Annotated in this window: 12 protein-coding genes; 9 read left to right on the top strand and 3 right to left on the bottom strand. The window is 62.3% G+C overall.

Features of this window, described 5'->3' with window-relative positions; all coding sequences use genetic code 11:
- Positions 1 to 27: 27 nt before the first annotated feature.
- A complete protein-coding gene (locus AC2YI2_RS02150; protein ID WP_487384772.1) occupies positions 28 to 1,302 on the bottom strand; it encodes a DUF3422 family protein in 1,275 nt (424 codons plus the stop codon).
- A gap of 176 nt (positions 1,303 to 1,478) precedes the next feature.
- Here AC2YI2_RS02150 and AC2YI2_RS02155 point away from each other — a divergent pair, with 176 nt between their 5' ends.
- Both AC2YI2_RS02155 and AC2YI2_RS02160 read left to right on the top strand, forming a co-directional pair.
- Positions 1,479 to 2,300, top strand: a complete 822-nt coding sequence (locus tag AC2YI2_RS02155) for an FCD domain-containing protein (RefSeq protein WP_487384773.1) — start codon at positions 1,479 to 1,481, stop codon at positions 2,298 to 2,300.
- Positions 2,301 to 2,485: 185 nt separating this feature from the next.
- Positions 2,486 to 3,625, top strand: coding sequence for an alpha-hydroxy acid oxidase (locus AC2YI2_RS02160; RefSeq protein ID WP_487385275.1), 1,140 nt, complete (start codon positions 2,486 to 2,488; stop codon positions 3,623 to 3,625).
- Here the strand turns inward: AC2YI2_RS02160 and AC2YI2_RS02165 are convergent.
- Positions 3,622 to 4,776, bottom strand: coding sequence for an adenosylhomocysteinase (locus AC2YI2_RS02165; RefSeq protein ID WP_487384774.1), 1,155 nt, complete (start codon positions 4,774 to 4,776; stop codon positions 3,622 to 3,624). The genes AC2YI2_RS02160 and AC2YI2_RS02165 overlap by 4 nt on opposite strands.
- Positions 4,777 to 4,881: 105 nt before the next feature.
- Complete coding sequence (locus AC2YI2_RS02170) at positions 4,882 to 5,763, bottom strand: LysR substrate-binding domain-containing protein (RefSeq protein WP_487384775.1); 882 nt, start codon at positions 5,761 to 5,763, stop codon at positions 4,882 to 4,884.
- 146 nt (positions 5,764 to 5,909) lie between these two features.
- Here AC2YI2_RS02170 and AC2YI2_RS02175 point away from each other — a divergent pair, with 146 nt between their 5' ends.
- The 7 genes from AC2YI2_RS02175 (at position 5,910) to AC2YI2_RS02205 (ending at position 12,889) form a co-directional block, all read left to right on the top strand.
- A complete protein-coding gene (locus tag AC2YI2_RS02175; protein ID WP_487384776.1) occupies positions 5,910 to 6,380 on the top strand; it encodes an NUDIX hydrolase in 471 nt (156 codons plus the stop codon).
- 65 nt (positions 6,381 to 6,445) lie between these two features.
- Complete coding sequence (locus AC2YI2_RS02180) at positions 6,446 to 7,975, top strand: inorganic phosphate transporter (RefSeq protein ID WP_487384777.1); 1,530 nt, start codon at positions 6,446 to 6,448, stop codon at positions 7,973 to 7,975.
- 7 nt (positions 7,976 to 7,982) lie between these two features.
- The gene (locus AC2YI2_RS02185) at positions 7,983 to 8,720 is read left to right on the top strand and encodes a 16S rRNA (uracil(1498)-N(3))-methyltransferase (RefSeq protein ID WP_487384778.1); all 738 of its coding nucleotides are present in this window, start codon (positions 7,983 to 7,985) and stop codon (positions 8,718 to 8,720) included.
- Positions 8,721 to 8,845: 125 nt separating this feature from the next.
- Entirely contained in the window at positions 8,846 to 10,219 is a 1,374-nt protein-coding gene (locus AC2YI2_RS02190) for a glutamate--cysteine ligase (RefSeq protein ID WP_487384779.1), read from the top strand.
- 115 nt (positions 10,220 to 10,334) lie between these two features.
- The gene (locus AC2YI2_RS02195; RefSeq protein ID WP_487384780.1) at positions 10,335 to 11,159 is read left to right on the top strand and encodes a DUF937 domain-containing protein; all 825 of its coding nucleotides are present in this window, start codon (positions 10,335 to 10,337) and stop codon (positions 11,157 to 11,159) included.
- Positions 11,160 to 11,522: 363 nt separating this feature from the next.
- The gene (locus AC2YI2_RS02200; protein ID WP_487384781.1) at positions 11,523 to 12,257 is read left to right on the top strand and encodes a sugar transferase; all 735 of its coding nucleotides are present in this window, start codon (positions 11,523 to 11,525) and stop codon (positions 12,255 to 12,257) included.
- A 53-nt stretch (positions 12,258 to 12,310) separates the two neighbouring features.
- Entirely contained in the window at positions 12,311 to 12,889 is a 579-nt protein-coding gene (locus AC2YI2_RS02205) for a thermonuclease family protein (RefSeq protein WP_487384782.1), read from the top strand.
- The last annotated feature ends 13 nt before the right edge of the window (positions 12,890 to 12,902 follow it).

The raw sequence follows: 12,902 nt of genomic DNA on the forward strand, positions 1-12,902 counted from the left end.
CGATTTCGGCATCCAGAGCCTTTCAGTCTATGCCTGCTGCGCATCATGCTTGCGCTTGATCCGCCGGACAACATACCAGACGCCAAAAATGGCGACGGGCACGAAGGCGCCGGTCAGAAGTGCGGGCTCGATATCATCGCCTTCATGCACGAAGGCCTTCACCAGATAGCCGAAAAGTCCGACGACATAATAGGAAATCGCGGCGACCGAGAGGCCTTCCACCGTCTGCTGAAGCCGGAGCTGCATTTCAGCGCGCCGGTTCATGGTACCGAGCAGTTCGGCGTTCTGACGCTCGAGTTCGACATCGATCCAGCTGCGGACCAGCGCATTGGCGCGAGTGAGCTTGCGCGACAGGTTGGCCTGGCGCTCCTCGACCGACTGACAGGTGCGCATGGCGGGGGCCAGCCGGCGTTCGAGGAAGGAGCCGAGATGCTCGAAGCCCGAGACCGGTGTTTCCGCAAGCGCGAGGATGCGCTCCTTGACGATGCCGTAATAGGCGCGCGACGCCCCGAAGCGGTAAAGCGAGATTGCCGCATTGGCCTCGAGATCGGCGGCGAGCCGGGTGATTTCGGCCAGCACCGCATCCGCATCCTCGCGCGGCTCGGACTTCATCCGCTGGGTGATGCCGGTGAGGCCATCCTCGATGCGGCGGATTTCCGGAGAGAGCGTCTGCGCCAGCGGCAGGCCCAGCATCGCCAGCGTGCGATAGGTCTCGATTTCCAGCAGGCGCTGTACCAGCGCACCGGTGCCGAGCGGCGTCAGGCTTTTGTCGACGACGAGGATCTGGGTCAGGCCGTCGCCGTTCTGGCGAAAGTCGGTATAGACCAGGCCCTGGCCGTTCTTGACTTCGCTGAAACAGAGGCTCGCCTGATCGAACTGGGCGATCGCCTGCTCGATTTCAGGACCATCGGGGCGGAGCTCGAGCCGGATCCCTGAAATCAGCGATCCCGGCGGACGGAAGCCGTCGCCGAAGGGATGGACAGGCACCTCGCCGCCGAACTTGTCGGGCAGCGGACCGTCCCAGAACCAGGTCGAGAATTCGGTATGCTGCTCCCACCGCAACGTGCCGGGGCCCCAGGGCATGGCATGATGGCGCGCATCGCGGCCGGGCGGCGAGACGCCGCGCTGGCGCGACATCTCGGCCATCACGGCGTGGTCGACGCCGGAGCCGCCATCCATCATGAAAGCGAGCTGGAAGATCACCCGCGGCGCGGTCACCAGCACATAGGGCCGAGCGTGAATCTCGCCCAGTGCCCGTGCGCGATCCGGCGCCTGCGGAAATGAAAACATGCCCTGCCCCATGAAAATCCCCTCTTCCACGTCCCCTGCGGCCCATTGTCGCGAAATTCGCGGCCAATTGTAACCGGGCGGGTTGACGCAGGCCCAGCAAAATCAGCTATATCGCAACTTTGGAAGAAAGTGGACAAAAAATTTGACCACTTAGGCTCGGTCTGATAGTTGAGGCCCAGGAGACGGAGATGACCGACGGGCTGTTCAGGAAAATCGATCACGGAAGTACGGCCGACGAAGCCGTGCGGCAGATCGAGTTCCTGTTGCTGGACGGTGTGCTGTCCAGCGGCGACCGGCTGCCGGCCGAACGAGACCTGGCAGACCAGCTCGCGATATCGCGGCCGGTGCTGCGCGAGGCGCTGAAAGAGCTCGAGGCGCGTGGGCTGATCGAAAGCCGGCATGGCGGCGGCACCTTCGTGGCCGATTTGATCGGGCAGGTGTTCTCCAAGCCGGTGGCGGAGCTCGTGGCGCGGCATGAGAGGTCGACGCGAGACTATCTCGAATATCGCCGGGAGCTGGAAGGATTTGCGGCGTCGATGGCAGCGACGCGGGCGACAGCCGCCGACCGGGAGCGGCTGGTGGCGATCGGCGAGGCGATGAAATCGGCCCATGAACGCGGCGACAGCCAGGGTGAGGTCGATGGAGACATCGAGCTGCACAATGCGGTGGGCGACGCGGCACACAATGTCATCCTGATCCATACGCTCAGGGCCTGCTACAAGTTGCTCGCCGAAGGGATCTTCTTTCACCGTCGGATGATCCTCGACCTGCCCGGCGGGCGAGAGGCGATCCTGAACCAGCATCTCGCGATCATCGACGCGATCGTTTCGGGCGATCCGGAAGCGGCGCGGGGGGCATCCGACCGTCACCTTGCTTATGTCGCCGGCGCCGTGGACGAAGCGCGGCGGGCGGGCGAGCGCGAACACGTATCAGGCCTGAGAAAGATCCAGCGCGACACGGCGCAGAACGGCCGGGCGAGAAGCCGGGCGAGCGAAGGGGTGAAGTCATGACCTCCACAATCAATTCCGATGAGACACGCGCTGACACGACACCGGCCTCCGGCCTCTCGGTGGCGCCGAACACAAGCCGCGCTCTGGCCGTCGCCACCGGCGCACGGGATGTGGTGCCCTATGATCCATCGAACCAACAGGCGGCCTTTGCAGCGCGCTACGAGAATGCAAGAAGGAAAGCAGAAATGAAGTCGGTCCTCACCATCGCCGAAATGAAGACACTGGCGCGGCGACGGGTGCCAAAAATGTTCTTCGACTATGCCGATAGCGGCGCCTGGACCGAGAGCACGTATCGGGCCAATGAGGAAGACTATTCCAAGATCAAGCTGCGTCAGCGCGTGCTGGTCAACATGGCCGGGCGGACGCTGGCAAGCGAGATGGTCGGCGAGAAGGTGGCGATGCCGGTGGCACTGGCGCCGACGGGTTTCACCGGCATGCAGCATGCCGATGGCGAAATGCTGGCGGCGCAGGCTGCCGAGGAGTTCGGCATTCCCTTTACGCTGTCGACCATGAGCATCTGCTCGATCGAGGATGTGAAATCGGTGACCAAGAAGCCGTTCTGGTTCCAGCTCTATGTGATGCGCGACCGGGACTTCGTCGAGAACCTGATCGGCCGCGCCAAGGCCGCTGGCTGCTCGGCGCTGGTGCTGACGCTCGACCTGCAGGTGCTTGGCCAGCGCCACAACGACCTGCGCAACGGCCTGTCGGCACCTCCGAAATTCACGCCCAAGCATGTCTGGCAGATGGCGACGCGGCCGGCCTGGTGCATGCGGATGCTCGGCACCGAGCGCCGCACCTTCCGCAACATCGCCGGCCACGCCAAGAATGTCTCCGATCTCTCGTCGCTGTCCTCCTGGACGGCGGAGCAGTTCGATCCGCAGCTGTCGTGGAAGGACGTCGAGTGGATCAGGCAGCGTTGGGACGGCAAGCTGATCCTTAAGGGCATCAATGACGTCGAGGATGCGATCGCCGCTGCCGGCAGCGGCGCCGACGCCCTCATCGTGTCCAACCATGGCGGACGCCAGCTCGATGGTGCGGCGTCGTCGATATCAATGCTGCCGAAGGTGGTCGACGCGGTCGGCGACAAGATCGAAGTCCATGTCGACGGCGGCATCCGCTCGGGCCAGGACGTGCTGAAGGCGATCGCCTATGGCGCCAAGGGCACCTATATCGGCCGGCCCTTCCTCTACGGCCTCGGCGCCGGCGGCAAGGCCGGCGTGACGCGGGTGCTGGAAATCATCCAGAAGGAACTCGACATCACCATGGCACTCTGCGGCAAGCGCGATATCAAGGATATCGACCGCAATATCCTGCTGCAGGACTAAGCGTTGAGTGCCAGATAGGCGGAGGCCACGGATGCGTCGATGTCTGTAGGGACCGGCACGACGCAGGCCTCCTCGCCCAGCCCGCCGCGGGCGACGCGCTCCAGGCAGCGCGCCTGGAGTGCAAAGCCAATATCCATGGATTCGACCGAATTGCCGAGCGGCCGCGGACCGGCGAGGTTTGCCATATGGCCATGGCCGAGAATGTGGATATGCCGGCCATTCCTGAGGGTGATGGTCTCGATGCCATCGCCAGGATAGGTCTCGACCTGCTCGACCAGCGGGCTGTCCTTGATGCCGGCGACGTCGATTTCATGTGGGAAATGCCCGCCATTCATGAGGATCACGCCGTCCTTGAAATGGGGCAGGTCATGGACCGTGATGATATTGGGCGCGCCGGTGACCGTGGCGATGATATCGGCGCTGGCGATCGCGGCGGCGCGCTCCGGCGTGGTGAAGCCATCGAAATGGGCTTCGAGCGCGGTGACAGGATCGATGTCGACGACGCTGACCGAGGCGAAGGCGTTGCGGAAGCAGGCGGCCGTGCCCTTGCCGCAGGCGCCATAGCCAAAGACGGTGACGCGCTTGCCGTTGGTCGAGCGATTGGTGAAGCGCAGATAGCTCTCGAACAGGCTCTGGCCGACGGCGTGGCGGTTCTCGACGAATTGCTTGATCGGACTGTCATTGATGACCAGTACCGGAACCTTGATGGCCGAGCGCATCGGCTTCAGGCAGGCGCGGCCGGAGGTGGTCTCCTCGGTGCCACCACGAAGCGACGGATAGGGATTTGCGGCGAAGCGGGCGAACAGGTCGCCGCCGTTGTCGAGCAGGAGGTCGGGCTTTGCCGCGAGAAGGCGGTCGAGGTTTCGGCCATGCGCCTGCGAGTCGGTCGTCTGCTCGGCATGAACCTCGATGCCCTGGGCGCGGAGATAGTCAACCGTCGCGGGCTGGGTCGAATTGAGGTTGCCGGTGACCGCAAGGCGCGCGCCGCCGGTCCTCAGCGTCATCAGGAGTGCGACCGTCTTCGGTTCGAGATGGATGCCGGTCGCGATGGTCAGGCCATCGAAGGGACGGGTCTCGTTGAATTCCCTGGAGATCTGGCCGAGCAGCCGGCAGGAACGGGAAATCCAGTCGATGCGAGTGAGTTCGGTCATGGCAGGCATCCAGGTTGAGCAAGTGCCCGGATGCTAGGCCGCTGTCGCGGTTGGCGGCAGGGATTTAATAGTGCTCGATAGGGCAGATTTTCTGACCTATCGAGCTCACCCAGCTTCCTGGACGAGCCAGTCGACGAAGTGCCGGATTGCTCGAGCGGACGGATCCTGGGACCGGTAGCAGACGTGATAGCCGGCAGGTCTCGCATGAAAGCCGAAGGGCGCGATGAGCCTGCCGGAAGCAAGATCGTCCTCGATCGAGGCTTTCGGCGCGATGGTGACACCGTTGCCCGATCGTGACGAGGCGAGTGCGAGGACGAGGTCTTCGAGATGGGTGGTGCGCGCGAAGGATACGGGCGGTCGCCCCGTCTCGGAGAACCAGTCGGTCCAGAGCGTCGGGGCGGTTCCAGCGACGATGGCAGTCAGATGCGTGAGGGCGGAGGTCTCGCTTGCGCCATCAAGGTTCCTGGCGAGGGATGGCGCTAATACCGGGCCGAATTCATCTGCCAGGAAACGGACGGCCGAGATATCGGCGGCTGGCCGGAATTCGGCGCCCATGATCACGGCATCAATGTCCGGCAATTCGCCAATCGGACGAACCGCCGGTAGCGGCACGATGGTGAAAGCCTGGGCACCCATGGCCGCTTCCAGCCTTGAAAGGCGCGGCATCAGCCACCACATTGCAAAGGCCGAGGGCACGCCGAAACGCAGCGTCCCCGAAGCACGCGCGAACGCATCGGACGCGCGACGCAGCATGGCGAAGGCCTTGGTGACCTCCGCAAAATAGACGCTCGCTTCCTCGCTCAGTTGCAGACGCCTGCCGGACCGCACGAAAAGCGGCCGCCCGAAATGCGCTTCAATGACGGCAAGTTGCTGGCGCACGGCGCCGCGAACCACGCCAAGTTCGGCTGCCGCGGCGTTGAGGCTGCCGCAGCGGGCGACTGCTTCGAAGGCTCTCAGCGCGTTCATCGGCGGTAAAGTGGCGCGCATCGACGTCCGATCATGATTCTGTCGTGATTTAAGCAAGAATATCAGTGGAGTATCGAACGTTCAGCTAAAAAAGCCACGCGCAACCCGTCCGTCCTATATTAGTCTGAAGCAGATCGATTCCTTCGGTGAAGAGGTGACCTGAAAACTTGAACGTGCTGTCCGAACTATCGTCGACCTTCCAGCTTATGTTCCGCCGTCCCAAGCGGACGCAATATGCTGCGCTTTGCTATCGACGGTCGAAGAAGGACGGACAGTTGGAGATCCTCCTCCTCACCAGCCGGGATACCGGCCGCTGGGTCATTCCCAAGGGATGGCCGATGGGCAGCAAGGCCTCGCATGTCGTGGCCGCAACCGAAGCCCGCGAAGAGGCCGGTGTCAAAGGCATCGTCGAGCACGACCCGCTCGGCTCTTTCGGCTACGGCAAGGCCATGGCGGAAGGACTGGTACTGCCCTGCGAGGTTCAGGTCCACGCGCTGGAAGTCACCGGTTCTTTCAAGGACTACAAGGAAAAGGGCGTGCGCAAGCTAGAATGGGTCAGCCCGCAGGAAGCCGCAAGCCGTGTCGCCGAGGCCGGGCTGAAAAAGATCATTCTGGCCTTCGCGAAACGCGAATCCTGAAACATCTTTTACAGTTGCATCACTGCTCACGTTGGCGTTAGCTGACAGCGTCAACAGGCAGCAGGATGAGCGAACCACAATCCCGATTTGAAAAGCCAACGCTCGACAAGGATCTCGAGAAGTTTTCCTTCATCGAGGCCTCGACCCAATTCGTGATGAAAAGGGCCGCTGCACCCGGTTTGGCCGCGATCTTCCTTGCGCTCGCGGCGGTTCTCTCTTCATTTTTCGTTTCGACCGATGAAGTCGCGATGATCATCATCGCCGCCGCCGCTGTCGCGGCCTATATGGCCATGAATATCGGCGCGAATGATGTGACCAACAATGTCGGCGCTGCGGTGGGCGCCAAGGCGATCACGCTCGTGGGCGCGCTTTCGATCGCATTCGTTTTTGAGATCTTCGGCGCCTTCGTCGCTGGCGGCCAAGTCGTCCAGACCATCAAATCCGGGATCGTCGATCCCTATGCTATCGGCGATCCCGGAACGGTCATCGCGATCATGCTGGCCGCCCTGCTCTCGGCCGCGATCTGGATCAATGCCGCGACGTGGCTGAATGCACCGGTTTCGACCACGCATTCCATCGTCGGAAGTATCATGGGCGCGACGACCGTTGCCGCCGGCGCCGGCTCGGTGAACTGGACGGTCATTGCCCAGATCGCGCTGAGTTGGCTCCTCTCGCCGATCCTCGGAGCGGCGATCGCCATCGCCTTCCTTTGGTTCATCAAGGAGGCCATCATCTATACCGACGACAAGGTGGCCTCGGCGCGGCGATGGGTGCCGGTGCTGCTGGCGGTCATGACGGGCGCGTTCGTCACTTATCTCCTGATCGTGCTCACGGGCCGCTTTCCCCGCATCAACATGTATCATGCGACGATCTCAGGCCTGTCACTCGGGCTCGTCAGCTATTTCTGCCTGCGGCTGGTGATCGCCAAGCAGTCCGAGAACCTCGAGAACCGGAACCAGTCGCTCAAGGTGCTATTTCGCATGCCGCTGATCTTCGCGGCGGCACTGATGTCCTTCGCACATGGTGCCAACGACGTCTCCAATGCGATCGGCCCGCTGTCCGCGATCGTCGAGGCAGCAGGGATTCAATCCGTCGCCCGCAACCTCGATGCGCCTTACTGGGTGACCGCCATCGGCGCCTTCGGCATATCCGTCGGTCTGGCGCTCTACGGGCCGCGCCTGATCCGGGTCGTCGGCAGCCAGATCACCAAGCTCAATCCGGTGCGCGCCTTCTGTGTAGCCATGGCGGCGGCAATCACCGTCATCATTGCCTCGGCGCTTGGCCTGCCGGTCAGCTCGACGCATGTCGCGGTCGGGTCCGTGTTCGGCGTTGGTCTCTTCCGCGAATGGTACACCGCCAATTCCGCCAAGCGGCGCGACTATATCCTCGCCCGTGCCGAGCCGCATGAACTGCCCAAGCTGCTTGCTGCCGCTGACAGGGATGACGACGAGGGCGATACGTTGCAGGATCGGGGCTACCGATATCTCGTACGGCGTTCCTACCTTTCCTCGATCCTGGCGGCATGGCTTGTCACGGTGCCGGCTTCCGGATTACTTGCGGCGCTGATCGTCACCATCCTGCAGACCATCATCTGAGGCGACCATGCGTGCCAATTTCCGCCTGCAAAGGCTCTTCGTCCATGGCGACATCCGTCCCGGCACCGCGATAGCCGTGGACGATGCCCAATACAATTACCTGCACAATGTGCTGCGGATGGAGGACGGCGCCGAACTGCTCGCCTTCAACGGCCGCGATGGCGAATGGCTCGCGAAGCTGCATTACCCTTCGAAGAAGAAGATCGCGCTCGAACCGGTCGAGCAGTCCCGGCCGCAGCCGCAGCCATCCGACCTCCACTATCTCTTCGCGCCGCTCAAGGTCGGCCGTCTCGACTATCTCGTTCAGAAGGCGGTGGAGATGGGCGCGGGCGTGCTGCAACCCGTCATGACCCAGCATGTGCAGGGCAAGATCGGCTCGATCGAGCGTCTGCGCGCCAATGCCATCGAGGCGGCGGAGCAATGCGGCATCCTGGCGATCCCCGACGTGCGCGAACCGGTGCGGCTGGCCAGCCTGCTCGAGAGCTGGGATGCCACGCGCCGCATCATCTATTGCGACGAGGGTGCGGAGACCAACAACCCGATGTCGGCGTTGAAGAGTATCACCGAAAAGCACCATGCGCTGTTGATCGGTCCGGAAGGCGGCTTCTCCGCAGAGGAGCAGACAATCTTGCGTAGCCTGCCCTTCGTCACGGCAATACCGCTTGGTCCACGGATCTTGCGGGCTGATACCGCTGCCGTTGCGGCAATGGCCGTGATCCAGGCGACGGTCGGCGACTGGCACTGAAATTTGCGTTAAGCGAAATTCAATCCGGCTTGAATCCTTTTCACTTGCATCGCAAATAATTCCGGTCCAACCATCCCGCCGGTTCCGGCCCCTTGAGGGCCTTTCCCTCTTGCAAGAAGCACCTCATGGCACGCGATACCTCCGACAGCACGCCTATTACCTCAACCGACGAGTTGGCAGAGTATCTCGCCGAAGGGTCAAAGCCGGAAGACAAGTTCCGGATCGGCACCGAGCATGAGAAATTCCCGTTCTTTCGCGATGGCAAGCGCCCTGTGCCCTATTTCGGCGATGCCGGAATCAAGACAATCCTCGATACGATGCAAGCGCGGACCGGCTGGGAGCCGATCATCGATGCCGGCAACATTATCGGGCTCGGCGGCCCCTCCGGCATGGGCGCTATCTCACTCGAGCCCGGTGGCCAGTTCGAGCTTTCGGGCGCTCCGCTGGAGAATCTGCACGAGACTTGCAAGGAAACCAACCAGCATCTGGCGCTGGTGCAGGAAATCGCCGAACCGCTCGGCATCGCCTTCCTCGGCATGGGCGGCAGCCCGAAATGGACGTTCGAAGAAACCCCGCGCATGCCGAAGTCGCGCTATGCGATCATGAGCCGCTACATGCCCAAGGTCGGCACCAAGGGCCTCGACATGATGTACCGGACCTGCACGATCCAGGTGAACCTCGACTTCTCCTCCGAGGTCGATATGCGCCGCAAGATGCAGGTGTCGCTGAAGCTGCAGTCGCTGGCGACGGCGATCTTCGCGAGTTCGCCTTTTACCGAAGGCAAGCCGAACGGGCTGAAATCCTGGCGCGGCGACATCTGGACCGACACCGACAACCAGCGCGGCGGCCTGCTGCCCTTCGCTTTCAAGCCGGATTTCGGCTTCGGTGACTATGTCGAATGGGCGCTCGACGTGCCGATGTATTTCGTCGTGCGCGACGGCAAGTATCACGACTGTACTCACATCACTTTCCGCCAGTTCCTGGGCGGTGCGCTCAAGGGCGAAGTTGCCGACTGGCAGCCGAACATGGGCGACTGGACGAACCATCTGTCGACGCTTTTCCCGGACGTCCGTCTCAAGCGCTTCCTCGAAATGCGCGGCGCCGATGGCGGCCCGTGGCGACGGATCTGTGCGTTGCCGGCTTTCTGGGTCGGCCTGCTCTATGATGGCGCAGCGCTTGACGCTGCCGAGGCGCTCACGAAGGACTGGGGCTTCGACGAAGTGGAGACGCTTCGCAGCGCGGTGCCGGCGCAGGGCCTCGATGCCACCTTCCGCGGTCGCAGCCTTTGGGAACTCGGCCGGGAGGTTGTCGATATCGCCCGCGCAGGCCTCAAGAGCCGTCACAGGCTGAACGCCTCGGAGCAGGACGAAACCGTGTTCCTCGCACCGCTCGACGAAATGCTCGCCAAGCGATCGACCCTTGCCGACGATATGCTTTCGCTCTGGAAGGGCCGCTGGAACGGCAATATCGAAGCGGTCTTCGACGACTATCAATATTGAGGAATGCCGTGCGGGCGAGCGCGCCCTCTCCCGCACAATTCCTGTTTGATAATCGGCCATTAGCGCTATAGTGCGGCAATCCGTCCCCACCCTGCTTCGCAAGGAAAGGTTTGCCATGCTCCCCCTGTTCGACATGATGACGAAGGCTCAGGGCGGCAACGCCATGGAAGCGATGGCCAAGCAGTTCGGGCTGGCCCAGGAGCAGATGCAGCAGGCAATGGCTGCGCTGATGCCAGCCTTCTCGACCGGGCTCAAGCGTTCCGTGACCAATCCTTATGACTTCTCCTCGCTTATGACGGCTGCGTCGAGCGGCAACTACGCGCAATATTTCGAGGACATGACCAAGGCCTTCTCACCGAAGGGCATTGCGGACGGCAACAATGTGCTGGCGCTGATCTTCGGCTCGAAGGATGTGTCCCGCGCGGTCGCGGCACAGGCCGAGCAGATGTCGGGGATCGGCCAGGACGTCTACAAGCAGATGCTGCCCGTGGTTGCCAATACGATGATGGGCGGCTTCTTCAAGCAGATGGCGAACCAATTCCAGGCCGCGGGCGAAGCAATCACCCAGGGCAAGCCGGCCGACTTCTTCGGCCAGTGGATGGAGGCGGCCGGCCTCAAGGAGAAGCCGAAGGAATCCAACCCTTTCTTCGACAACCCTTTCACGCAGGGCTTCCAATCCTTCCTGCGCCAGGCTTCGGCCCAAGGCGGCGCAGCCAATCCCTTCTTCGCCATGTTCCCGCAGATGAACGAAGCCAAGGCGCCGGAGGCCAAGGTGGATGACACTGCAGAGAAGCCGCAGGCAGAGGCCGCTCAGGATGCCTTTGGTGGAATCGTGAGCCAGATGTTCGATAGCGGCATCGAAGTGCAGAAGGCGTATCAGAAGAGTGTCGAATCCATTTTCGATGGCTATCTCTCGACGATGAAGCAGGGCCGCAGCTGAGACCTCGGCGCGAGCCACTGGCCCTTCCGAAGACAATGGCGGCAACCCCAGACTGGACGCCCCAGTCCCTGACCCCGTCTACAGTCATGCGGCGGGCGCAGATCTGATCTGCTTTTCCTGCATTCCTCTTTCCCGCCGCTGGAAAATCTTGGCACCGCGACCTGATGTAGCGGAACAGTTTGCCCGGATTTCACGTTAGGGGCCATAATTCCGCGATTTTCGTGTTGTGAATGCGATTTGCTGCGGAGCGATATGCGATGCGCTCATGATGAACATTCAGTTAAGGCATGGTGACTTTCCGAAATGATTGATCTAAGGAAGCTCCGTTCCCCGCGGGAAATAGTCAAGTTCGGGCAATCAGTTATGCATCCTGCCGACGTTCGTTCAGTTATCGCGATCTCTGCTAACGGCCGCCAGCACGCGCTGCCGGCAAACGGCATCGCGCTGCCTGATGCGACCGATCGCGACTGGAAGGATGTTGCACTGCAGAAGCCGCTGAATTTCGCGGCGAAACGCCTCTTCGACATCTTCGTGTCGGCGGTTGCCCTGATAGTGCTTCTGCCCTTCTTCCTCGCGATCGCTGCAGCGATCAAGTGGGAAAGCAAGGGCCCCGTATTCTTCATGCAGAACCGCTGGGGTCGCGGCGGACGTATTATCCGCATCTTCAAGTTCCGCTCCATGCGAAATGATCTTTGCGACGTATCGGGCGTGGCGCAAACGCGCCGTGACGACCCGCGGGTCACCCGCATCGGCGCGATCCTCCGCAAGACCAATCTCGACGAATTGCCGCAGCTCATCAACATCCTGCTCGGCGACATGTCGTTGGTCGGCCCGCGCTGCCATGTGCCCGGCATGCTGGCAGGTGGCGTGCTCTATGAGGAACTGGTCAAGGATTACCACATCCGCCATCTGGTCCGTCCGGGCCTGACGGGCCTGGCGCAGTTCCGCGGCTATCGCGGCCCGACCGACCGCGAGGACCTGGCAAGAGCACGCTTCACGAGCGATGTCGAATATATCCGCGACTTCAACGTGTGGACCGATGTCAAGATCCTCGTCGGCACGCTGGTCAAAGAAATCCGCGGCGGCACCGGCTTCTGATCGAGCCAATCGCCCGCGGTGACATTCCCGATGCGCCGCATTATTCTCCGCCCATGACCATGCTGCGTTATTCCGGGCTTTCCCTCGCCCTCCTGATGTCGTTCCTGCCGGCTGCGCAGGCGCAGGAGAGCGACGATCCGCTCTGGACGACACAGCCCACCCGCATCGATCGCACCCACCAGACATATGAGCGGCTGCCGGCAAAGGTGGTTGCGCGTGACAGCCGCATCTGGATCGTCGTTCCGCAGCGTATCAAGGTCGTGGACAGCCGGAGCTTCAGCGTCGGCGATATTCTCTACGAGATCGACCACATTCGCCCGGTCAAGAACAAGCGGCTCTGCCAGGCCATCGAGGGCGGGCGCTGGGCCTGCGGCCGCATAGCATCGATCTTTCTTGGTAATCTGGTGCGCGGCAAGCGCCTGCTCTGCGATGTCGCGCAGGGCGAGAAGAAGATGACGCTCAGCCATTGCGTCATCGGGTCGCGGGATGTGGCGTCCGCGATCGTCAGCCAGGGTTACGGCATGGCGGTGGGCGATGAAACCCTGCTTTCCGCACAGGCCGACGCGCAGAGGCTGGCGGCCAAGGGACTTTGGCGCAACCCGAAATGCGCGACCGATTTCGACAACTGCTAATCCTCTCCATCCC

The sequence above is a fragment of the Rhizobium sp. SRI_017 genome, from assembly GCF_057586295.1.

What these genes read in the sequence shown, in the direction of transcription:
- AC2YI2_RS02165 (WP_487384774.1), bottom strand. Translation starts at nt 4,776, where the DNA reads ATGACCGAACTCACTCGCATCGACTGGATTTCCCGTTCCTGCCGGCTG.
- AC2YI2_RS02150 (WP_487384772.1), bottom strand. Translation starts at nt 1,302, where the DNA reads ATGGGGCAGGGCATGTTTTCATTTCCGCAGGCGCCGGATCGCGCACGG.
- AC2YI2_RS02180 (WP_487384777.1), top strand. Translation starts at nt 6,446, where the DNA reads ATGAGCGAACCACAATCCCGATTTGAAAAGCCAACGCTCGACAAGGAT.
- AC2YI2_RS02195 (WP_487384780.1), top strand. Translation starts at nt 10,335, where the DNA reads ATGCTCCCCCTGTTCGACATGATGACGAAGGCTCAGGGCGGCAACGCC.
- AC2YI2_RS02155 (WP_487384773.1), top strand. Translation starts at nt 1,479, where the DNA reads ATGACCGACGGGCTGTTCAGGAAAATCGATCACGGAAGTACGGCCGAC.
- AC2YI2_RS02160 (WP_487385275.1), top strand. Translation starts at nt 2,486, where the DNA reads ATGAAGTCGGTCCTCACCATCGCCGAAATGAAGACACTGGCGCGGCGA.
- AC2YI2_RS02185 (WP_487384778.1), top strand. Translation starts at nt 7,983, where the DNA reads ATGCGTGCCAATTTCCGCCTGCAAAGGCTCTTCGTCCATGGCGACATC.
- AC2YI2_RS02205 (WP_487384782.1), top strand. Translation starts at nt 12,311, where the DNA reads ATGACCATGCTGCGTTATTCCGGGCTTTCCCTCGCCCTCCTGATGTCG.
- AC2YI2_RS02200 (WP_487384781.1), top strand. Translation starts at nt 11,523, where the DNA reads ATGCATCCTGCCGACGTTCGTTCAGTTATCGCGATCTCTGCTAACGGC.
- AC2YI2_RS02170 (WP_487384775.1), bottom strand. Translation starts at nt 5,763, where the DNA reads ATGCGCGCCACTTTACCGCCGATGAACGCGCTGAGAGCCTTCGAAGCA.
- AC2YI2_RS02190 (WP_487384779.1), top strand. Translation starts at nt 8,846, where the DNA reads ATGGCACGCGATACCTCCGACAGCACGCCTATTACCTCAACCGACGAG.